The 19,837-nt window shown below is 70.0% G+C and carries 20 protein-coding genes; 9 read left to right on the plus strand and 11 right to left on the minus strand.

Going from position 1 to position 19,837, the window contains the following annotated elements:
• Window positions 1-15 precede the first annotated feature (15 nt).
• Window positions 16-955, minus strand: a protein-coding gene (locus GWI24_RS20170) for an IS5 family transposase (RefSeq protein ID WP_374103321.1) whose coding sequence is annotated in 2 segments (ribosomal slippage) — window positions 16-570 and window positions 572-955 — 939 coding nt in all. Because the reading frame shifts where the segments join, the coding sequence is not laid out codon by codon here.
• A 15-nt stretch (window positions 956-970) separates the two neighbouring features.
• Window positions 971-1,825 carry a class I SAM-dependent methyltransferase gene (locus tag GWI24_RS20175; RefSeq protein ID WP_210947326.1) on the minus strand — a complete coding sequence of 285 codons (855 nt, stop codon included), beginning with the start codon at window positions 1,823-1,825 and terminating at the stop codon, window positions 971-973.
• A 62-nt stretch (window positions 1,826-1,887) separates the two neighbouring features.
• On the opposite strand from GWI24_RS20175, the gene GWI24_RS20180 reads away from it, so the two are divergent.
• Window positions 1,888-2,532 carry a TetR/AcrR family transcriptional regulator gene (locus GWI24_RS20180; RefSeq protein WP_210947327.1) on the plus strand — a complete coding sequence of 215 codons (645 nt, stop codon included), beginning with the start codon at window positions 1,888-1,890 and terminating at the stop codon, window positions 2,530-2,532.
• Between the two features lie 113 nt (window positions 2,533-2,645).
• On the opposite strand, the gene GWI24_RS20185 is transcribed toward GWI24_RS20180, so the two are convergent.
• Window positions 2,646-2,972, minus strand: a complete 327-nt coding sequence (locus GWI24_RS20185) for an antibiotic biosynthesis monooxygenase (RefSeq protein ID WP_179933976.1) — start codon at window positions 2,970-2,972, stop codon at window positions 2,646-2,648.
• 602 nt (window positions 2,973-3,574) lie between these two features.
• The gene (locus GWI24_RS20190; RefSeq protein ID WP_210947328.1) at window positions 3,575-4,558 is read right to left on the minus strand and encodes an NAD(P)-dependent alcohol dehydrogenase; all 984 of its coding nucleotides are present in this window, start codon (window positions 4,556-4,558) and stop codon (window positions 3,575-3,577) included.
• 125 nt (window positions 4,559-4,683) lie between these two features.
• On the opposite strand from GWI24_RS20190, the gene GWI24_RS20195 reads away from it, so the two are divergent.
• Window positions 4,684-5,598, plus strand: coding sequence for an AraC family transcriptional regulator (locus GWI24_RS20195; protein WP_210947329.1), 915 nt, complete (start codon window positions 4,684-4,686; stop codon window positions 5,596-5,598).
• 77 nt (window positions 5,599-5,675) lie between these two features.
• Here the strand turns inward: GWI24_RS20195 and GWI24_RS20200 are convergent, their stop codons facing one another.
• Window positions 5,676-6,086, minus strand: coding sequence for a DUF2000 domain-containing protein (locus GWI24_RS20200; protein WP_210947330.1), 411 nt, complete (start codon window positions 6,084-6,086; stop codon window positions 5,676-5,678).
• Between the two features lie 148 nt (window positions 6,087-6,234).
• Here GWI24_RS20200 and GWI24_RS20205 point away from each other — a divergent pair, with 148 nt between their 5' ends.
• From GWI24_RS20205 to GWI24_RS20215, 3 genes are all read left to right on the plus strand, one after another.
• Complete coding sequence (locus GWI24_RS20205; RefSeq protein ID WP_210947342.1) at window positions 6,235-7,047, plus strand: helix-turn-helix domain-containing protein; 813 nt, start codon at window positions 6,235-6,237, stop codon at window positions 7,045-7,047.
• A gap of 275 nt (window positions 7,048-7,322) precedes the next feature.
• Window positions 7,323-9,407, plus strand: a complete 2,085-nt coding sequence (locus GWI24_RS20210) for a bifunctional glycosyltransferase 87/phosphatase PAP2 family protein (RefSeq protein ID WP_210947331.1) — start codon at window positions 7,323-7,325, stop codon at window positions 9,405-9,407.
• Window positions 9,408-9,507: 100 nt separating this feature from the next.
• A complete protein-coding gene (locus GWI24_RS20215; protein WP_210947332.1) occupies window positions 9,508-10,140 on the plus strand; it encodes a superoxide dismutase family protein in 633 nt (210 codons plus the stop codon).
• Window positions 10,141-10,243: 103 nt separating this feature from the next.
• Here the strand turns inward: GWI24_RS20215 and GWI24_RS20220 are convergent, their stop codons facing one another.
• Both GWI24_RS20220 and GWI24_RS20225 read right to left on the minus strand, forming a co-directional pair.
• Window positions 10,244-10,843, minus strand: a complete 600-nt coding sequence (locus GWI24_RS20220) for an HD family hydrolase (RefSeq protein WP_210947333.1) — start codon at window positions 10,841-10,843, stop codon at window positions 10,244-10,246.
• A gap of 58 nt (window positions 10,844-10,901) precedes the next feature.
• Window positions 10,902-12,134 carry a cytochrome P450 gene (locus tag GWI24_RS20225; RefSeq protein ID WP_210947334.1) on the minus strand — a complete coding sequence of 411 codons (1,233 nt, stop codon included), beginning with the start codon at window positions 12,132-12,134 and terminating at the stop codon, window positions 10,902-10,904.
• A 250-nt stretch (window positions 12,135-12,384) separates the two neighbouring features.
• Here GWI24_RS20225 and GWI24_RS20230 point away from each other — a divergent pair, with 250 nt between their 5' ends.
• Window positions 12,385-13,554, plus strand: coding sequence for a steroid 3-ketoacyl-CoA thiolase (locus GWI24_RS20230; RefSeq protein WP_210947335.1), 1,170 nt, complete (start codon window positions 12,385-12,387; stop codon window positions 13,552-13,554).
• Window positions 13,555-13,698: 144 nt separating this feature from the next.
• On the opposite strand, the gene GWI24_RS20235 is transcribed toward GWI24_RS20230, so the two are convergent.
• Together GWI24_RS20235 and GWI24_RS20240 are read right to left on the minus strand one after the other, a co-directional pair.
• Window positions 13,699-14,238 carry a GNAT family N-acetyltransferase gene (locus tag GWI24_RS20235; protein ID WP_210947336.1) on the minus strand — a complete coding sequence of 180 codons (540 nt, stop codon included), beginning with the start codon at window positions 14,236-14,238 and terminating at the stop codon, window positions 13,699-13,701.
• Window positions 14,223-15,212 (minus strand): hypothetical protein, encoded by a 990-nt coding sequence (locus GWI24_RS20240; protein WP_308343820.1) that lies wholly within the window; start codon window positions 15,210-15,212, stop codon window positions 14,223-14,225. The genes GWI24_RS20235 and GWI24_RS20240 overlap by 16 nt, the downstream gene beginning before the upstream one ends.
• Before the next feature lie 481 nt (window positions 15,213-15,693).
• Here GWI24_RS20240 and GWI24_RS20245 point away from each other — a divergent pair, with 481 nt between their 5' ends.
• The 3 genes from GWI24_RS20245 (at window position 15,694) to GWI24_RS20255 (ending at window position 17,233) form a co-directional block, all read left to right on the plus strand.
• A complete protein-coding gene (locus GWI24_RS20245) occupies window positions 15,694-16,053 on the plus strand; it encodes an ATP-binding protein (protein WP_308343822.1) in 360 nt (119 codons plus the stop codon).
• 85 nt (window positions 16,054-16,138) lie between these two features.
• Entirely contained in the window at window positions 16,139-16,321 is a 183-nt protein-coding gene (locus GWI24_RS20250) for a hypothetical protein (RefSeq protein WP_210947339.1), read from the plus strand.
• Between the two features lie 345 nt (window positions 16,322-16,666).
• Entirely contained in the window at window positions 16,667-17,233 is a 567-nt protein-coding gene (locus GWI24_RS20255) for a hypothetical protein (RefSeq protein ID WP_247616631.1), read from the plus strand.
• A gap of 74 nt (window positions 17,234-17,307) precedes the next feature.
• On the opposite strand, the gene GWI24_RS20260 is transcribed toward GWI24_RS20255, so the two are convergent.
• Both GWI24_RS20260 and GWI24_RS20265 read right to left on the minus strand, forming a co-directional pair.
• The gene (locus GWI24_RS20260; RefSeq protein WP_210947340.1) at window positions 17,308-18,165 is read right to left on the minus strand and encodes an ECF transporter S component; all 858 of its coding nucleotides are present in this window, start codon (window positions 18,163-18,165) and stop codon (window positions 17,308-17,310) included.
• Window positions 18,162-19,784, minus strand: coding sequence for an ABC transporter ATP-binding protein (locus tag GWI24_RS20265; RefSeq protein WP_210947341.1), 1,623 nt, complete (start codon window positions 19,782-19,784; stop codon window positions 18,162-18,164). The genes GWI24_RS20260 and GWI24_RS20265 overlap by 4 nt, the downstream gene beginning before the upstream one ends.
• Window positions 19,785-19,837 lie beyond the last annotated feature (53 nt).

Here is a 19,837-nt window from a genome sequence, read left to right on the forward strand (position 1 = left end):
TTTCTGTCTCTCCGATCATGATCGGAGCCAGATGATTAGCGCAGCGGCGGTCACGGTGCCGAGGTAGACGTATCCGCGCTTGTCGTAGCGGGTAGCGACGGCCCGGAACTGTTTCAGCTTATTGATTGCCCGCTCGACGACGTTGCGCTTCTTGTAGCGCTCCTTGTCGAAACCCGGTGGCCGCCCGCCGCGTGAACCCCGTCGGAGGCGGGCCGCCTTGTGGTCCTTCTTCTCAGGGATCACGTGCCGGATGCCGCGCCGACGCAGGTAGGCGCGCGTCTTTCGGTTGCTGTATGCCTTGTCGGCTGCGACGCTGTCCGGCGTGCGAGGGGGACGCCCCAGACCGGTGCGCGGGACGCGGATCTTCTCTAAGACCGGTTCGAACTGTGTGCAGTCCGCCCACTGTCCGGGTGTGATCAGCACCGACAATGGGCGGCAACGGCCTTCCGCGCTCAGGTGGACCTTGGTGGTGAATCCGCCACGCGAACGCCCCAGCTGCTCCCCTGTCGCACCGCCTCCTCCAGTAGGGGCTCCGGGTTCTGCACCACCGAGATCCGAAGCGATCTCCGTGGAGCCCTCTTTCGAGGGCCTGAGAGGGGCGGGTGGAGCCGCCTTCGGCGCTCCTGCGGCAGTGCTGGTGGGCGCGCATCACGCTGGAGTCGACCGAGACGTCCCAGTCGATGCCGCCCTCGGCGTCGACCCGGGCTTGGACTTGCTGCAGCAGCCTGTCCCAGGTGCCGTCGGCCGACCACAGATCGTGCCGCTTGTGGACGGTCTGCCACGGTCCGAAGCGTTCCGGCAGCTCACGCCACTGCACCCCGGTGCCCAGCCGGTGGATGATCCCGTTGATCACCTGTCGGTGGTCCCTCCGCCGGCCGCACCGGTTGTTGCCCGACGGCAGCAGCGGCTTCAGCAGCGCCCATTCATCGTCCGTCAGATCCCCCCTGCTGATCACGTCTGGAACGACGAATCACTTGATCGAAGGGGTGTGCTCCCGCGAAGCAGTGACGATCCAGACGGACCCGGGGATGCGGACACCGTCGGACGTCTCGAACTCCGTGAGCGCGTCATGCACTTCGGCACGGATACGGGAGATGGTCACCGGGTCGGCATCGCGCAGGTTGTAGCGGGTCGGGCCCATGGCGAAGAGGAAGTCGACGGCGTCGCCCGCGTTGGCGCCAAAAGTCATGGGAGCCTCGGCGGGGACTACGTCGATGTCGGTGAACCCGGCGGCGGCGAGCACTTGGCGGATGTGCGCGGGGTCGAGGAGCGACCCCATACCCCTGGCGGCGGGGGATGCCTCGCGCAGGAACGGTGAGAGTGCGGCGGTCGCGCGGGCGTAGGCGCTGTCCGGGCCCCCGGGCTGCGGGCCGAGGAACGCGAGTCGGCCCGCTGGCGCGAGCGCGTGCCTGAGATGAGTGAAAGCCGCGATGTGGTCAGCGAAGAACATGACGCCGCCGCGGCTGAGGAGGACGTCGAACCTGCGGTTGGAGAACGGATGCACCTGGGCGTCGCCCTGTTCGAAGGTGACGTTGTCGATGCCTTCCGCGGCGGCGTCGCGTTGGGCGCGTTCCAGCATGGGCGCGGACAGGTCGATTCCGACGACGTTTCCTTCGTACGCCTGCCGCGCGGCGATGCGCGTCGTCTGGCCGGTGCCGCAGCCGACGTCGAGGATCACGTCGTTGGCCGAGATGTCTGCGGCGGCGAACAGAGGCGCGTTGAACGCGCCCATCATCGCGTCGTAGCGCTCGGAGTGTTCGGCCCAGTGGATGCCCTCCCAATCGTTCCATGCCTCTGCCTGCTGACGGTTGGCGATGGCCCGCATGACTCACCCTCCAGTAACTAGAGTCGACCTCTAGAGTTCGACTCTAGATATAGGCTCCAGTCATGACTGAGGTCAAGGGAAAGCGGGGCGACAAGGCCCGGGAGACACGGCGGCGGATCATCGACGCGGCCGCCGGCCTCTTCGTTGAGCAGGGCTACGGGGCGACCAAGCTGCAGGAGATCGCCGACCGGGCGGGCGTGGCGGTGCAGACGATCTACTTCGTCTTCCGGAACAAGCCCTCGCTGCTCAAGGAACTGGTCGATGTCGCGATCGCGGGAGACGACGACCCCGTGCCCACGATGGACCGGCCGTGGTTCGCGGAGGTCACGACCGCCCCTACCGCCGAGTCCGCCCTGGCCGCACTGGTCGCCGGCACCCGCAGGACACTCGAACGTGTCGCGGCCATCGACGAGATGGTCCGCGCCGCGACAGCGACCAACCCAGAAATCCGGGAGCTGTGGCCAGATCAGACCAACCCGCGGTACACGGTGATCTCGACAGCCGCGAGGGCCCTGACAGAGAAGCCCGGTGTCCGCCCCGCCATTTCCGCCGGAGAGGCGGCGGACATCATCTACGCCTTGCTCAGTCCGGAGCTCTTCCTGGTCCTGACCCGCGACCGCGAGTGGCCGCCGGACAAGTGGGAGCGATGGGCGTACGACATCCTCTGCTCTCAGCTGATTGTCAGGAGGCAGAACCCAGCCCGCTGATCGTGATCGGGGAGACAGAACTTAGTCGGCCGCTCTGACGGGGCACCACAAAATCGCGGGCCCCCTGGCCAGGGCCAGGGGGCCCGCGATGATTGCTTGCGAGGGGCCCGGGATCAGCCTTGCTTGGGCGCGGCCTGCTGGACGACCTCGAAGGACCACAGCGTGGAGCCGGACGCGGCGGGCTTCTGCTGGGGGGCGTCCTCGCCGCCGCGCTGGTGGGCCGCCTTCATGGGGCCCTCCATCCACGCCTGGAAGTCCTCCTCGCTGCGCCAGCGCGTATAGACGAGGTACTGGTCGGTCCCCTCGACCGGCCGCAGCAGTTCGAACCACTCGAAGCCGTCGGAGTTCTCGACCGTCCCGGCGCGTGAGGCGAAGCGCTTCTCCAGCACCTCGCGCTGCTCCTCCGGGACCGTCAGCACATTGATCTTGACGATGCTCATGTCCACCATCCTGCCGCATCACCAGGGCAGGCCGCGGGCTGCGACGCCAGGGCCTGTCCTGCGGACCGGATGCCGCCGGACACCTCGGCTCGCGGAGAGCCGAGGCCTTCGGCGATCAGTCGCACCGGCCGCACGGATATCCACGCCGCAAGGCGGACCGAGTCCCGGCCACGCCCGGCACAGGCGCCCACCGGCCGCGGTGTGACCGGTGCGGCGGCGGACCGTACGGCGACTGCCAGGCAGGCCGGTCGGTCCGACCCGGGCCGCCCGCGTCGCGGCGCCGTACGACCGGGTCCTGGAGCAGTCCGGCCAGCAGGCCGGGGCCGTTGTCGCGCCCGGAGGCGCACCTGTGGCAACGGCGGAGAACGATCGGCAGGCAGGTGGGCACAACCACCCAGTTTTTGGACATGGAGTTACACCGGTTTCAGTGAGAAGACCGCAGCGGAAAGGAGCGCGGCGCACATGTGCGACGCGCGACGGATCAGCGCTTGGGGGGCTCACTTGGTGTACAACGGCGTGTCCTTGACGGGGTGACTGCGGGCGGGAGCAGGCTAACGGCACACGGGGGTGCGGCTCCACTGATTTTCGGTGTGAGGACCAGGTCAGTGGCTGATGACGACCTTGCCGAAGCGTGGGCCCTTCTCGAAGTGCGCGAACGCCTCCGCCGCCTCGGCGAACGGGAAGACGCGGTCGATGACGGGCCGGAGCCGGTGCTGGCCGATGGCCTTGTTCATCCGTTCGAAGTCGCTCCGGCTGCCGACGCTGATCGACCGGAGGGTCGCGGCGCGACGGAAGAACCGCATCACGTCCATGCCGCCACCCGCCGCCAGATTGCCGACGAGGGCGATCTGCCCGCCGTGGGCGACGGCGTCGATGGACTGGGAGAGCGTTCCGGCGCCGCCGATCTCGACGACGCGGTCGGTACCGCCGCCGGTGAGTTCCCGTACCCGCGCGCCCCACTCCGGTGTGCTGGTGTAGTCGACGACATCGGATGCGCCGAGAGCGCCGAGGCGTTGGGCCTTGGCGGCGCTGGATGTCGTGGCCAGGACGCGGGCACCGGCCAGGTGGGCGAACTGCAGCGCGAAGACCGATACCCCGCCTGAGCCCTGGACCAGGAGAGTGTCCCCCGGGCCGACTCCGCTCACGGCCGACCACGCGGTGAGCGCGGCGCACGGAAGCGTGGCGGCCTCCTCGAAGGACAGCTGGTCCGGCACCGCGACCAGGCTCTGTTCGCCGAGGGCGAGGTATTCGGTGAGCCAGCCGTCGCGGTGTGTGCCGCGCAGCTGCCCCGACTCGGGGAACGGGCCGTACAGCCAGGTCGGATGGAAGGTGCCCATGACACGGTCTCCGACCCGGAACCGCGAGACCCCCTCCCCGACTGCCTCCACCACGCCCGCGCCGTCGGAGAGCGGGATGCGCCCCGGCGGCACGTCGACGGGGTACCGGCCGGTGACGATGAGCAGATCGCGTGCGTTGAGGGAGCTGGCCTTCACCCGTACGAGCACTTCGCCCGCTGAGGGGCTCGGCACCGGGCGCTCCGCCGACGTGATCAGACTGCCGCCCGTTCCCATCTGGAATATACGCATTTCCTACCCTTCGTTCGTATGTCGCCTCCACGATAGACACGCCCGGCCGGACGATCTGTATCTTGGCGTCCACGGTTTGACGCAGATCGTCCAGGAGGGATCGGGGGAGACCAAAGGGAGTGGAGATGGATCCGATTGACGACCTCCTCGCCACGATGAAGATCGAGGACGCGCGGTATGTGCGGGTGGACGCCCGTGCGCCCTGGGGAATCTCGTTCCCTCCCCGGAACCTCGCCCGGCTGGTCCTGATCTCCCGTGGTGCGTGCCTGCTCGTCGCGGACACGCTCGCCGGGCCGCAGCGGCTGGAGACGAATGACTGCTTCCTGGTCCGAGCGGGGGTGGGTTTCACGCTTCAGGACGAGGCGGGCAGCGAGATCGTCGACTGCGACGGGCTGGTCTCCCAGGCCCCCGGCGACTCGGCGCGGGTCGGGGGCGACGGTGAGCTCACGCAGATCGTCTCCACCCGGTTCGCCTTCGACGCCGTGGCGGCAGAACCGCTCTTCGCGCTCCTGCCGCCGGTGTTCCGGCTGAATCTGGACGACGCGTCCAGTCAACTCCTGCGCACCACGTTCGGCCTCATCGAGCGGGAGAGCGCGGCGGGCGGGCTCGGTGGTGGCTTCATCATCAGCCGTCTGTCCGACGTGCTCTTCGTCCAGGCGCTGCGGACCTGTTGTGAGGATGTCGGCGGCGGGACCGTCGGCTGGATCGCCGCGCTGCGGGACCCGCGACTGGCGGCTGCGATGGAGGAGTTGCACGCGGACCTGGCCCATCCGTGGACGGTCGACGAACTCGCCCGCACAGCGGGGATGTCACGCTCGGCGTTCGCCGCCCTGTTCAAGGAGAGGACGGGGGACACCCCGCTGGGCTACCTCACGGCATGGCGCATGTACCGGGTCAAGGTCCTGCTCCGCGAGACGCCGCTGAGTGTCCAGGAGATCGCCGTCCGAGTCGGATACGACACCGGCAGCGCGTTGAGCCGTGCCTTCTCGGGCAGGGAGGGCGTCACCCCCGGCGCCTGGCGGAAGCTGACGGGCCATTGAGCCGTCATGGCCATTGAGTCGTCATGGTCATGGAGCCGTCATGACCATTGAGTCGTCATGCCCTTGGCGCTGCGCCCTCAGCCGTGCAGCCTCAGACCCTTCGTCACCTTGTCCACCTGGCCGCGCGGCCCGTAGACCGCTAGGCCCACCAGGTTCAGGGTGTCGGCCTCGACGGCGCGGACCGTGGCGCGGTTGTCGTCCTCGTTGTCGGTGGCGAAGAGCTCCTCGGTGTAGAGGGACATCGGCAGGTCGCGGGAGAGGGCCCGGGCGTGGGTGCGGGTGAGGGCGGGGGCGTCGGCGGCGTAGACGAGGACCGGTTCGCGGAACATCGGAAGGTAGACATTGCCCGAGGCGTCCTCGTACGGCTTGCCGACGATCTCGTCCGAGGCGTGCGCCAGGCCGCTGGAGAGGAAGGCGGTCACGTTCAGCTTCTGCCAGTCGGCGAGGTCGGTGCGGACGATGACGGCGATCTTGGTGTCGAAGCGCATGCCGTCACTCTGGCCACTGCCGCGACCTGCGGTCTTGAACGCTCGTGCGCCACGGCACAATGGATCCGTGGGTGCCGTCGGAGAAGGGGAGCGGGGCCGGGAGGACTGGGCCCGGTACTGGCGCGATCCCGACCGGCCCGTGGAGGCCATGCACGCGCACTTTTTCAGCCATCGCTTCCATCCCCACAGCCATGACACCTACTCCTTCGCCGTGACCGAGGTCGGCGCCCAGCGCTTCCGGTGCCGGGGTGCGCTGCGCACCAGCGGGGCGGGGATGGTGATGGTCTTCAATCCCGACGATCCGCATGACGGGGAGGCGGCCGCCGAACTCGGCTACAAGTACCGCATCGTCCATATAGGTCCCGATGTGGTGCGGAATGTTCTCGCCGATGTGGCCGACAGTGCGGACGGCCGGGCGGCGCTGCCGCTGTTCGACCGGCCCGTGGTCTCCGATCCGCTGCTGCCCCGCGCCCTGCTGCGGCTGCACACCGCCCTGGTCGGCGGGGCCGGGCCGCTGGTGCGGGACGAGCGGCTGACCGCGGCCGTCGGGGCGATGGTGCGGCGCGGGGCCACCGGGCCGCTGTGGGCCCGGGAGTTTCCGGACGGGAGCGGCGAGCAGGTCCGGGCCGCGCGGCGGGCCAGGGCGCTGCTGGAGGAGGCGTACGCGGAGGAGATCCCGGCGGCGCGGCTCGCGGAGGCCGCCGGGTGCAGCCGCTTCGCGCTCTACCGGGCGTTCCGCGCCGCGTACGGGATGGCGCCGAGCGACTTCCAGCGGCAGCTCCGGCTGCGCCGGGCGCGCGGGCTGCTGGTGGCGGGCAGCAGCGCGGCGGAGGCCGCGGCCCAGGCGGGGTTCGCCGACCAGAGCCATTTCCACCGCTGGTTCGTGCGGTGCTTCGGTGTGACGCCGGGAACATTTCAGCGCGCGGCGAGTCCCGATTCGCGGCGCACCCCGCGGCCCTGATGAAATTGGCCCGGACCATAAGGACCCTCGCGGAGCGCAAGGACCCTGCCAAAGCCTGACATCTTTCGGACAACCCCGGACGACGGTCAGGTGAAGAGGGGGTGTTCGGCGTCTGAGTAGTGGGCTCAGTAGGGTCTCCAAACATTCGGGACAGATGAAGAGGGCGAGTGGGGGAGCGGCACGGCGTGGCGAACGTGGAGCGGAGCGGACTGGGGAGAAGCCCGGACACGGGGCCGGCCCCCGGTGCCGTAGGGGCGCGGACGTCACGGACCAGAATGGGGCTCGCGGCCCTGTGGCTCCTGGCGGCTGTGCTGGCGGTCCGTCAGGCGGCGGCGGTGCTGCGGCTGCCGCCCGATGAGCGGCTGACCGATCTGGAGACCTGGATCGGCGACCACGGGGTGCTGCATGTCAGCGGGTCGCTGTACGACGGGGACTCCTTCACCGGCACCCCGTTCTCCGGGCTGGTCCTCAAACCGCTGACCCGGGCCGCCGAGCAGAGCCTCGGGGTCGCCTGGACCTTCGGCACCCTGCTGCTGGTCGTCGTCCTCGGGCTGGTCGTGGCCCGGTCGCTGCCCGGCCCGGTCTCCCGCCGCACCTCGCTGATCGCCGCACCGCTGGCCATCAGCCTGCTGGTGCTGTCGCTGCCGGTGCGCAACACCTTCACCCTCGGCCAGACCAGCATCATCCCGGTGCTCCTGGTCGTCCTCACCGTGCTGCCCAGAACCTCCGGGCGGCAGGCCGGTGTGCTCATCGGAGTGGCCGCGGCGCTGCAGCCCGCGCTGCTGCTGTTCGCCGTCGTGCTGTGGCTGATCGGACGGCGCCGGGCGGCGGCGCTCGCGGGCGCCACGTTCGCCGTGTGCACCGCGCTCGCCTGGGTGGCCATGCCGCACGACTCGTGGACGTACTGGGGGCATCACATCGGCGGCTTCGGGCTCGGCGCCCCCGCCGACAGCCTGGCCAACCAGTCGCTGCACGGGCTGCTGCTGCGCATCGGCCTCGAGGGCCCGGTGGAGCTCGCGCTGCTGGCCGTGCTCGCGGTCGCGGTCGCGGTGATCGGCCTGCGCCGCGCGGTGCGCTACGCGAGGGACGGGCAGCTGCTGCTCGCCGCCGCCATCACCGGCAGCGTGGCGCTCGCGGTCTCGCCCACCTCCTGGCAGCACCAGCAGCTCTGGATCCTGCTGGCCGTGGTCGGCCGGGTGGGGCGGCGCGGCTCCGACCGGCTGGTGTGGCCGGTTCTGGTCGTACTGGCGATGTCGCTCAACCGCACCGCGCTGCTGCCCGACATCGAGATCCTCGGCCATATCGGCTACAATGCGCCGCTGCTCGCCGCGCTCGCTGCCGCCTGTCTGGTGCCGTTCCTCTCCCGCACCTCGCCGCGGTGGGACGACCCCGAGCCGACGCCGGTCGCCGAACCGGCCAGGAGCCGCTTCGCCTGGGTGCCGCTGCTGCGCGTCCTCAAGCGGCCGCTGTCCCGCCCGAACCTGATGCTCGAGCTGATGCTGATCCGCGTCGGCTACTTCGCCTACTCGTGGATCCGCGGCCACGCCCCGGACGAGCGCAGCGTGGCCGAGGGCCACGGACACCAGGTGCTCACCCTCGAGGGCTGGCTGCACATCGACATCGAGCACTGGTTCAACGCCATCGTGGCCGACACCGGATGGCTCAAAGACTTCATGAACTGGTACTACAGCACCTTCCACTTCCTGATTCCGCTGTCCCTGCTGGGCTGGCTGTATCTGCGCCGCCCCGCGACGTACCGCTGGGCCCGCACCCCGCTCGCCTTCGCCACGCTGCTCGCCCTCGTCGGCTTCTGGCTCTACCCGCTGGCACCGCCGCGGCTGATGGGGCTCGGGTACGTGGACACCGCGCATGGCCCGCAGGACCTGAACAACCCGGACTTCGGCGCGCTCACCAAGCTGTCCAACCAGTACGCGGCCATGCCGTCGCTGCACGTGGGGTGGTCGCTGTGGTGCGGGGTGGTCATCGCGATCGTGGCGCCGTACGTCTGGGCGAAGGTGCTCGGCATCCTGTACCCGCTGCTGACCACGGCGGTCATCGTGGGCACCGCGAACCACTATGTGCTGGACGCGATCGGCGGCGCGGTCATCGTCACGGCCGGGTTCGCGCTGCAGTACGTGTTCCTCGGCGTGGGCAGGCGCCCGCACGAGGAGGCGCCACCGCTGTCGGCGACGATGGGCGCCGCGGTCGCCCGGGCCAGAGGGCTGGTCCCGGGGCTGGTACGGCAGCGCAGCGGAGAGCATGACGACGCCGAACCCGCGGAGAAGGACCGGATCGGGGCCGGCGAGTCCCCCGAAAAGGGGGCTGGGCCTCGCGTTGAGCGGCATGACCAGCGGGTCTAGCGTGGAGAGAAGGGGGCGGAAAGTCGCACAAGCGCGTTAAACGGGGGGGAGCCGGGAATCGAGACGGGGAGCGGGGACCCCGACCGAGGAGGGATCAACGATGTCCCTGGTGAAGGCAGTAACCGCGGCGGTCGCGATGGGCGCCTCAATGGCCATCGCGACACCCGCGGCAGCCGCGCCGCCGCACCCCTTCGTCTTCGTCCACGACAGGTTCCAGCCGGCGTCGGAGGCCAAGACCGCCGGTGCGGTGACATACGACAAGTCGCTGGTGCCGACGTCCGCGTCGGTGTTCATCGCGGAGGCGCGGCTGAGCGGCAAGGGCATGAAGAACCACAACGAAGGTGGGGAGGGCCGCGGCGAGTACAAGATGCACAAGGGCACGTTCGTGTTCATCAGCGTGCGTGGCCTCACGGCCGATCACCACTTCGGGATCCACGTCCACACGAAGCCGTGTGGCACCAAGCCCGACTCGTCGGGGCCGCACTACCAGAACAAGCGGGACCCCAAGCAGCCCTCGACCAACCCGGAGTACGCCAACTCGCACAACGAGGTGTGGCTGGACCTCACCACCAGCAGCTCCGGCAAGGGCTGGGCCAAGTCCTGGGTGAAGTGGAACTTCCGGCCCGATGAGGCCCGTTCCGTGGTGATCCACAAGCATGCGACGGACACCACGTCGGGCAAGGCCGGACAGGCGGGCGCCCGGGTGGCGTGTGTGAACGTGCCGTTCAAGTAGCGACGTGCCGTTCAAGTAGCGACGTGCCGTTCACGTAGCGGCGTGCCGTTCACGTAGCGCCGCTCAGCGCGTTGCGCGGCGCTCGGCGGAGGGCGGGCGGGGCTCACGGCGGCAGCAGTCCGCCCTCCACCGAGGCGTCCCTGATCTCCTCGTACAGCACACGCAGCGTCTCGCTCACGGCCACCCGCGGCAGATTCAGCCCGTCCAGCGCCTCGGCGTCCACGGGAGCGTGGCTGTCGGTGGCCATGTCGCCCCAGCCCTGGCCGGTCAGACAGCGCATCAGGGTGGGGTTGAGCCGGTCCACCCCGCGCACCAGGCACGCCTCGGGCGTACGGCCCTCCTCGTACTCCCGCCACAGCGCGAGGAGTTCGGCCCCGAGGGGCGCGGGGAGCGAGGCGAAGCGCGGCGGTTCACCGCCCGCGGCGCCCCGCTCCACCGCGTCCATCTCGACGAGGTCGTGCATCAGGCACAGCTTGAGCATCTTGGTGAGGTCGAGCCGCTGCCCGGCCTCGCGCTCGAACTCGGCGTGCAGGATCCAGCTCACCATCGCCAGATGCCAGGAGTGCTCCGCGACGCTCTCCTTGCGCTCCGGGGTGGCGTTGTTGGCGCGCTCGGTCTCACGGAGGCGGGCGGTGAGGGCTATGAAGTCGAAGAGTCTTCGACGGTCGCCCGCCGCGCCGTGCGGGCCGTACATCTCGCTCATGGCGGTCAGTGTGCCCCCGCCCGGTGGGTTGTGGGACTCCTGGCGCGGCACGAACCGCTTAGGTGTAGGTCACCCTGAGCTCCTTGATCCCGTTCAGCCAGGCCGAGCGCAGCCGCCGGGGCTCTCCCGCGAGCCGGATGTCCGGAAGGGTGTCCGCGATGGCGTTGAAAATCAGCCGGATCTCCAGCTCCGCCAGGCTCTTGCCGAGGCAGAAGTGCGGTCCGCCGCCGCCGAAGCCGAGGTGGGGGTTGGGGTCACGGGTGATGTCGAAGACCTCGGGGTGGCCGAAGACCTCGGGGTCGTTGTTGGCGGAGGAGTAGAAGACGCCGACCCGCTGCCCCGCCTCGATGCGCTGTCCGCCGAGTTCGGTGTCCTGGGTGGCGGTGCGCTGGAAGGACATCACGGGGGTGGCCCAGCGCACGATCTCGTCGGCGGCGGTGGCGGTGCGCTCGGCCTTGAACAGCTCCCACTGGTCGGGGTGGGTGAGGAAGGCGTGCATCCCGTGGCTGATGGCGTTGCGCGTGGTCTCGTTCCCGGCGACGGCGAGCAGCAGCACGAAGAAGCCGAACTCGTCCGAGCCCAGATTGCCCTCGTCCTCGGCGGCCACCAGCCGGCTGACGATGTCCTTGGCCGGGCACGCCTTGCGGTCGGCGGCGAGGTTCATGGAGTACGAGATCAGCTCCATGGCCGACTCGGCGCCGATCTCCTCGGTGATGGCCAGTTCGGGATCGTCGTACGCGACCATCTTGTTGGACCAGTCGAAGATCTTGGAACGGTCCTGCTGGGGGATGCCGATGAGCTCGGCGATCGCCTGCAACGGCAGTTCGCAGGCCACATCGGTGACGAAGTCCCCGCTGCCGCTCTCCCTGGCCCCGGCCACGATGCGGGTGGCGCGGTCGCGCAGGGCGTCCTCGAGGGCGCGGATGGCGCGCGGGGTGAAGCCGCGCTGGACGATCTGCCGGACCCGGGTGTGCTCGGGCGGGTCCATGTTCAGCATGATCAGCTTCTGGACGTCGATCTGATCGCGCTGGATGTGCTCGTTGAAGCGGATGATCGCGGTGTTGGCGTGGGAGGAGAAGGTCTCCGGCCGGGTGGAGACCTCCTTGACATCGGCATGGCGGGTGACGGCCCAGTAGCCGTCGTCGTCGAAACCGGCCACGCCGTGCGGCTGGGGGATCCAGCACACGGGAGCCGTCTGCCGCAGCCGGGCGAGCTCCGGGAGTGGCACCCGATGCTGATGGAGGTCGGGGTCGGTGAGGTCAAAGCCTTCGGGGAGCGCTGGACAGGACATCGGCCACTCCAGAGATCTGACGGCCTATCAGAAGTGTCCGCAAGGTAGTAACGGGTTCTACAAGTAGCAAGAGAAATCGCGGCCATTGTTTCGGGGGATCGGTGCCCCTCGAGGTCCGCTCAACCCCTGCACAACCCTTGCGCCGCCGGGCCGGGCCTCAGCAGACTGAGCTGAAGAACTAGAACGCGTACTAGTTCTGACGCGGGTGCTGCCGGGAGCCCCGCGGATGCGATGAGAGGACGAGACAGCCATGGCCGCCGAACCCGTCATCGTCGAAGCAGTCCGCACGCCCATCGGCAAGCGCGGAGGCGCGCTCGCCAACCTCCACCCCGCCTATCTGCTCGGCGAGACCTACCGTGAACTCCTCGCCCGCACCGGCATTCAGCCCGACTGCGTCGAGCAGATCGTCGGCGGCACGGTCACCCACGCCGGGGAGCAGTCGATGAACCCCGCACGCACCGCCTGGCTGACGATGGGGCTGCCGTACGAGACCGCGGCGACGACGGTGGACTGCCAGTGCGGCTCCTCGCAGCAAGCCAATCATATGGTGGCCAACATGGTCGCCACCGGTGTCATCGACATCGGCATCGGCTGCGGTGTCGAGGCCATGTCGCGGGTGCCGCTGGGCAGCGGCTCCAAACACGGCCCGGGGAAACCGTTCCCCGAGGAGTGGAACGTGGACCTGCCCAATCAGTTCCAGGCCGCCGAACGCATCGCCCGCAATCGCGGCCTGACCCGCGAGAACGTCGACGCCCTCGGGCTGATCTCCCAGGAGCGGGCGGCACGGGCCTGGGCCGAGGAGCGGTTCAAGCGCGAGACCTTCGCGGTGCAGGTGCCCACGACGGAGGAGGAGCAGACGGCCGGCGAGGGCATGTGGCGCGCCGTCGACCGCGACGAGGGGCTCCGCGACACCAGCATGGAGGCGCTGGCCGGACTCAAGCCCATCATGCCCACCGCCGTGCACACCGCGGGCAACTCCTCCCAGATCTCCGACGGCGCCTGCGCGGTCCTGTGGGCCTCCAAACGCATGGCCCGCGCCCTCAAACTCCGCCCCCGCGCCCGCATCGTGGCCCAGGCCCTGGTCGGCACCGATCCGCACTTCCACCTGGACGGGCCGATCGACGCCACGAAGGCGGTCCTCGGCAAGGCCGGGATGACCCTGAAGGACATCGACCTGATCGAGATCAACGAGGCGTTCGCCTCGGTGGTGCTGTCCTGGGCACAGGTCTTCGAACAGAACCTGGAGAAGGTCAACGTGAACGGCGGCGCGATCGCCCTGGGGCACCCCGTGGGGGCCACGGGGGCGCGCCTGATCACGACGGCGCTGCATGAACTGGAGCGCGCGGACAAGGAATTCGCGCTGATCACGATGTGCGCGGGTGGGGCGCTGGCCACGGGGACGATCATTCAGCGGCTCTAGCGGGCTCCGGGCACGCTCGCGGTGGAGGCGTTGGCGGTCCGCCCTGCGTCCGCCCGGCGGCCGGGGCCCTTCGGGAGCGCTCCCGGTGGGTGTGCGTCCGACGACGACGTGACCGCCGCTGACCGTGGGAAGAAGCGTTCGCGGTCACGACAGGGGCAGCTCGGAGAGCATGACGGCGTAGACCGGGGAGTCCGGGAAGGGCTGACGCTCCCCGACCTTCCGGAAGCCCCAGGTCTCGTACAGGGCTTGGACCCGGGAGTGCTCGGGGTCCACGAGCAGCACTACGAGATCTTCGTCCCGCTTTTCCAGCAACGTGCGAGTCAGCCGTTCGGCCAGTCCCTTCTTGCGCCACCTTGGGATGACGGCCAGCTCGGAGTACGAGAAGGTCAGGTCCTTCGCGGGCGCCGGGTCGAGGTGCTCGCGCCACCACTCGCGCCCCGGAACGGCCGGGGCGCCGTAGGCGAAGCCCACCGCTTTGTCGCCGTCGAACGCGATCACGCAGGAGAACTCCGGGTGGCCGCCCCAGTGGTCCACGAACCAGGGGAAGCGCTGGTTGAACTCGTCGTCCATCTCATCCGCGTACACGTCGGCGTGCACGTCGATCAGCGTCTGGCGGATCTCCGGGAGGTCGGCGTGGGTGAAACGGCGGACGTCCAGACCTGTGGCACTCAAGCTCGGCTCCATTCGGATCGGTAGCGGTCTCCCCACTCGCGGGCGACGCCTGCGTCGGGGGCAAGAGTGATCAAGTCGCGGTAATAGTCGCCGACGAGCGAGCGCATTCGGCCGGGCAGCGGGTCCCCAGCCATCAGCTCGAAGACCGTGGAGGCCGTAGCGCACGCCTGGTCGATGTCGCGCTGGTGCAGCTGGGCGAGGGCGAGCCGGGCGGTGGCCAGGGCACGGTTGCGGCGGAACTGCTCGGGGATGGTGGCCAGCGCCTTGTGCGAGGCGGCCTCGGCCTCGGCGGGTTCGCCAATCCGGTCCCGGACGATGGCCGTCATGGCCAGTAGCTCGGCAGGCCCGTAGAAGGCGGTCCAGCTCGGTCTGGGATCGTCCATGGAAGCTTTGCTCAGGGCCTCTTGGGCGCATCCGAGGGAGCGTAGGGCGGCCTGTCGGTCGCCCAAATTGGAGTGGGCGAGAGCTGTGCGGGCGTGGGCCAGAGAGGCGTAGAACGGGTCCCGGCGGGCGATGGCCGTCGCCTGAGCCGCATAGCCGGAGTCGACGCCCTCGGGGTACGCACCACGATGGTGGGCGAGCATGGAGTACAAGTTCCAGGCATCCAGCTCCGCGATGGAGTCCTTGGCCATCCCGGCCAGGTAGAGCGTCCGGTCCAGCAGACTCTGCGCTCGGTCGGGCCGCTTGGCGTCGATGGCGGACCAGGCGGCCATGGACATGTAGTCGGCGGCCACACTGAACAGCCTCTGGCGGATGCGCTGGGAGGCGCCCAGCTTCTGCTTCTCCAGTGTCTCGGCCGCCCCGGCCAGGGCCATGCGCTCCAGTTCGTCGTGACCTCCCCGTGTGGCGTCCAGGGTCACCAGGGCGTCCACACCGGAACGGAGCCGGATCACGTCCGAGGTGCCTACGGAGTGCTGTGCGACGAGAGGGACGGCGACCGCGGCCGTCGTACCGGTGGTGGCGGTCAGGAAGTTCCTGCGCCTCACGGGATCCTCCGGTTCTGTGGCGGGGCAACTTCGGGCCGGTGGGACGAATCCCAGTTCTTCGGCCGTACATCCGAATACTGCCTCTAAGGCTGCCCTCTGCCGAGACTGCGGCCAACGCGTCTTTCCGGCCAGCCAGTTGCGGACCGTCCGGTCGCTGACCGTGCCTTCGTAGCCATTGCGGTGCAGGTGGGTGTTCACCGCGTCCGCTAACCCGGCCTGGGTGAGCCCGCTCTCGCGCATGGCGCTGATGAGGTTTTCGTTCCCCTCCACATACCTACCGTAGCCACGCGAGTCCCCTCCGTGAGGGGAGTCGGCCGAGAATTTCCGGGTGGGCGGTTTGCGCGCCCGATGGGTATTTCCTCCCCTCGGGCGGCGAGCCGTCGTTCACTCGGACAAGGCCGCTCACTTCGCACCCACTGAGGTCCTGATGTCCGTGACCGCTACACCTCGCCCCACGGGGCACCCCGGATACTCCCAGACCATGCGCCGCGTACCGGAGAGTGCGGAAGCCGCCCGCAAGCTGGTACGGACCGCACTGGCCGCCTGGGGGCAGGAGGACCTGATCGAGGACGCCGTGCTGGTGATGACCGAACTGGTCTCCAACGCCGTGGACCACGCCCGTCTGGAGTCGATCCGCGTCGTCGTCACCCGGCCGTCCGGGAAGTTCGTCCGCCTCGGCGTGGTGGACCGGTCCCGCGATATCCCCTACCTGCGGACGGACTCCAATGGCGACAACACCCGAGGCCGCGGGCTGCTGTTGGTCGATGCCCTTACGGACCGGTGGGGGACGGACCGATACCGCTGGGGCAAGCAGGTCTGGGGTGAGATGAAGTGCGATTGATCACCCGCAGTGGCGACTGTCGGCAGTACGGCCGCCCGCGTGGCTCCATCGCGGCGTTCCGGGCTGGGCCGCAGGAGCGCTACTGATGGCGGGCGGTGAGCGGACCGGGGTCGCCTTGGACGCTGAGGAGGTGTGGCGGGCGGCCATCGAGCACGCTGCGGGCTGCCCGGCCTGCCGGACGCCCGGCGCCGTATGCGAGACCGGCGAGCAGCTCCTCAGCGCCTACGAGGAAGTAGCACGGCTGGCCCGGTCAGAGGAGGTCGTATGAGACGCCTTGGCGATCGACGACCAACTCCAGGTGGTGATCGCTCGTCGGCGAGAGTGTGGCTATGGTCGAGCGCTGATCGAGCGGAATCCGAGGCTCGGATTTCGGCGGTATCGATTCCTCGGCGGTGCCCCTTGGGGCGCCGCCGTTTTCGTATGCCTGGAATCGTCAATCCACGGTGACCGCCTTCGCTGTAACGGGGGCTGTGTCGCATATGAGTCCATGTAGGACGAGCAGATGAAAAGCCTTTAAGGACAGCTAATCTCTGGGATGTCATCGGATTGGCCGCTTGGGATGATTTGTCGTGAATCACGCCTCGTGCGGCCGGAGTCGAAGGGAAGCGACGACATGTCAGCTCGCCGAATGCTCACCGGTACGTTCCTGGGGCTGGGAGCCCTGGCCCTGGCCGCCACGGCGGTCGCCCCGGCGGCCAACGCCGCGCCCGTCCCCGTGACGGGCCTCAACTGCGACGGCGATACCTACAAGTGCACGGCCAACCTGCGGTTCGGTGACGGAAGGTGGGTCGCGCAGTGGAATGTGAACGTATTCCACCAGAGCGCGGCGAGCCATCAGCGGGCCACCGGGTCGGCGGACGCGCTGCGCACCGCTGCGGCCCCGGTCCCGGTCACGACCCTCACCTGTGACGGGGACACCTACAAGTGCACCGCCGGGCTGCAGTTCGGCGACGGCGGGTGGGTCGCCCAGTGGAACGCCAATGTGTTCCACCAGGCGGTGACCAACGCCGTGCCCGCCGCGTCGGCGAAGACGGTCAAGGCTCCGCGGGAGGCCGCCGCCCCGGTGCCGGTGACCGCCCTGAACTGCGACGGTGACACCTACAAGTGCACGGCCAACCTGCGGTTCGGGGACGGCAGGTGGGTCGCGCAGTGGGACGCCAGCGTCTTCCACCAGAACTGACGCGCCACCAGTAATAATCAAGAACCAGGACGGACGGACGGGCCCGGTGCGGACAACGCGCCGGGCCCGCTCGGTTACCTGTCCTCGAACGCCACCGGCGCCTCGAAGGCCGCGCGGCGGGTGGCGCGGCGCAGCGCTCGCAGCACCGGTCCGCCGAGGGTGAGGGTGAGCACCATCGTGACCACGGCGCGCGGCAGGTCCCAGCCCAGCGAGGTGGCCAGGCAGTACGCCACGAAGCGGGCGAGGTTATCGCCGAGCGGGTCGCCGGGGACGTAGGAGATCCCCGAGGCCATGCCCTGCATCAGGGTCCAGCCCTGGAGGTTCATGACCGTTCCGTAGGCCACGGACGCCACCGCTCCGTACCCCGCGAGCAGCAGCGACTCCGCCCGGCCGCGCAGCCGGGCGGCGCCGGGGAGCAGCCCCGCGCCCATCGCCACCCACCCCATCGCCAGCATCTGGAACGGCATCCACGGTCCCACCCCGCCCGTGAGCAGCGCGGACGCGAACATCGAGACGGCGCCGAGGACAAAGCCGAAACCGGGGCCCAGCACCCGTCCCGACAGCACCATCAGGAAGAACATCGGCTCGATCCCGGCCGTCCCCGCGCCCAGCGGCCGCAGGGCCGCTCCCGCAGCCGCCAGCACCCCGAGCATCGCGACGGCCTTGGCGTCCAGACCGGTGTCCGCGATGGTCGCCACGACCACGGCCAGCAGGAGCGGGAGCAGCGCGGCGAACAGCCAGGGCGCGTCGGCGGCGTGGGTGGTGATCCCCGAGTCGCCCGGTGCGAACAGCGGCCAGCCGAAGGCGACGACACCGATCGCGGAGACGAGCGCGAGCGCCGCCACCGATCGCGGGCCGAGGCGTATGGCCTTCTTCCCGCCGTCGCGTTTCCGCTCCGAGCGGTGCGGCCCGCTCAGTGCCGTCCCGCTCATGGCGCTTCCTCCAGTGCCTCGCGTACCTGCGGCACCGTCAGCCACGGCAGTGGCGCCAGGACCTTGGCCACCTGTGGGGCGAAGGCGGGGGAGGAGACCACCACCTCCGCCGTGGGGCCGTCCGCGACCACCTCGCCCTCGGCCAGGATGACGACGCGGTGGGCGAGTTCGGCCGCGAGCTCCACATCGTGGGTGGCCAGTACGGTCGCGTGGCCGTCCGCGGCCAGTCCGCGTACCACCTCCACCAGGCGCGCCTTCGCCGCGTAGTCGAGCCCGCGCGTCGGCTCGTCGAGCAGCAGCAGGGGCGGACGGGCGGTGAGGATGACGGACAGGGCCAGCGCCAGCCGCTGCCCCTCCGACAGATCGCGCGGATGGGCGGTGTCCGCCACCTCCGGCAGCAGCCGGCCGACCAGCTCACGGCAGGTGCCGGGGGCCGCGCCCGCGTCCTGGTCGGCCGCCGCGCACTCGGCGGCGACCGTGTCCGCGTAGAGCAGATCGCGCGGCTCCTGCGGTACGAGGCCCACCTGGCGCAGGAGTTGGGCGGGGCGGGTGCGGTGCGGTACGACCCGGTCCGGGCCGACGCGCACCGAACCGGAGGCCGGTTCGTGCAGCCCGACCAGGCCGGCCAGAAGCGTGGACTTGCCCGCGCCGTTGCGCCCCATCAGCGCCACCGTCTCGCCCGGCCGCACCGTCAGGTCCACCCCGCGCAGCGCCTCCACCCGGCCGTGGCGGACGGACAGCCGCGCCACCTCGCCCACCGGTGCGCCCGGCGGCGGATCGGCCACCGGTCGGGGGGTGAGCGGCGCGAGTCGCTCTCGCAATGGCCCGGCCTTGCGGCGGGCGTCCCGTACGGACAGCGGCACCGGTGACGGCCACCCCGCGAGGGCGCCCAGCGCCACCACGGGGGGCTGGACGGGCGACACCGGCAGCAGCTCGGCCGGTGTGCCGGTCAGCGGGGCGGCGCCGGGGGAGGGGAGCAGGATCATCTGGTCCGCGTACTGCGCCACGCGCTCGAGGCGGTGTTCGGCCATCAGGACCGTGGTGCCCAGGTCGTGCACCAGCCGCTGCAGCACGGCCAGCACCTCCTCGGCGGCGGCCGGGTCCAGCGCGGAGGTCGGCTCGTCGAGGACCAGGACGCGGGGGTGGGTGGTGAGTACCGAGCCGATCGCCACGCGCTGCCGCTGCCCGCCGGAGAGCGTGGCGATGGGACGGTCCCGCAACTCGGCGAGCCCCAGCAGATCCAGCGTCTCCTCGACCCGGCGGCGCATGGTGTCCGGGGCGATGCCGAGCGACTCCATGCCGTACGCCAGCTCGTCCTCGACGGTGTCGGTGACGAAGTGCGCGAGCGGATCCTGGCCCACGGTGCCGACGACGTCGGCGAGTTCGCGCGGTTTGTGGGTACGGGTGTCCCGCCCCGCTACGGTGACGCGGCCGCGCAGGGTGCCACCGGTGAAATGCGGTACGAGACCGGAGACGGCCCCGAGGAGTGTCGACTTACCGACCCCGGACGGGCCCACCAGCAGACACAGCTCGCCCTCGGGAACGGTCAGGTCCACCCCCGCGAGGGCGGGCCGCGCCGCACCGTCGTAGTGGACCGACACCTGCTCGAAGCGGATCACTGCGTGCTGCCCTCCTCGGGTCCCGCCTCGGCTCGCGCGTCAGCGCGCTCGCC

Source organism: Streptomyces sp. MK37H (genome assembly GCF_018035285.1).
In the GTDB taxonomy this organism is placed as follows: Bacteria; Actinomycetota; Actinomycetes; order Streptomycetales; family Streptomycetaceae; genus Streptomyces; species Streptomyces endocoffeicus.

Coding starts and splice junctions, on each gene's coding strand:
- GWI24_RS20230 (WP_210947335.1), top strand. CDS start 12,385: ATGGCCGCCGAACCCGTCATCGTCGAAGCAGTCCGCACGCCCATCGGC.
- GWI24_RS20220 (WP_210947333.1), bottom strand. CDS start 10,843: ATGAGCGAGATGTACGGCCCGCACGGCGCGGCGGGCGACCGTCGAAGA.
- GWI24_RS20235 (WP_210947336.1), bottom strand. CDS start 14,238: ATGGAGCCGAGCTTGAGTGCCACAGGTCTGGACGTCCGCCGTTTCACC.
- GWI24_RS20255 (WP_247616631.1), top strand. CDS start 16,667: ATGTCAGCTCGCCGAATGCTCACCGGTACGTTCCTGGGGCTGGGAGCC.
- GWI24_RS20190 (WP_210947328.1), bottom strand. CDS start 4,558: ATGCGTATATTCCAGATGGGAACGGGCGGCAGTCTGATCACGTCGGCG.
- GWI24_RS20250 (WP_210947339.1), top strand. CDS start 16,139: ATGGCGGGCGGTGAGCGGACCGGGGTCGCCTTGGACGCTGAGGAGGTG.
- GWI24_RS20215 (WP_210947332.1), top strand. CDS start 9,508: ATGTCCCTGGTGAAGGCAGTAACCGCGGCGGTCGCGATGGGCGCCTCA.
- GWI24_RS20245 (WP_308343822.1), top strand. CDS start 15,694: ATGCGCCGCGTACCGGAGAGTGCGGAAGCCGCCCGCAAGCTGGTACGG.
- GWI24_RS20210 (WP_210947331.1), top strand. CDS start 7,323: ATGGGGCTCGCGGCCCTGTGGCTCCTGGCGGCTGTGCTGGCGGTCCGT.
- GWI24_RS20175 (WP_210947326.1), bottom strand. CDS start 1,825: ATGCGGGCCATCGCCAACCGTCAGCAGGCAGAGGCATGGAACGATTGG.
- GWI24_RS20185 (WP_179933976.1), bottom strand. CDS start 2,972: ATGAGCATCGTCAAGATCAATGTGCTGACGGTCCCGGAGGAGCAGCGC.
- GWI24_RS20180 (WP_210947327.1), top strand. CDS start 1,888: ATGACTGAGGTCAAGGGAAAGCGGGGCGACAAGGCCCGGGAGACACGG.
- GWI24_RS20205 (WP_210947342.1), top strand. CDS start 6,235: ATGCACGCGCACTTTTTCAGCCATCGCTTCCATCCCCACAGCCATGAC.
- GWI24_RS20200 (WP_210947330.1), bottom strand. CDS start 6,086: ATGCGCTTCGACACCAAGATCGCCGTCATCGTCCGCACCGACCTCGCC.
- GWI24_RS20195 (WP_210947329.1), top strand. CDS start 4,684: ATGGATCCGATTGACGACCTCCTCGCCACGATGAAGATCGAGGACGCG.
- GWI24_RS20260 (WP_210947340.1), bottom strand. CDS start 18,165: ATGAGCGGGACGGCACTGAGCGGGCCGCACCGCTCGGAGCGGAAACGC.
- GWI24_RS20225 (WP_210947334.1), bottom strand. CDS start 12,134: ATGTCCTGTCCAGCGCTCCCCGAAGGCTTTGACCTCACCGACCCCGAC.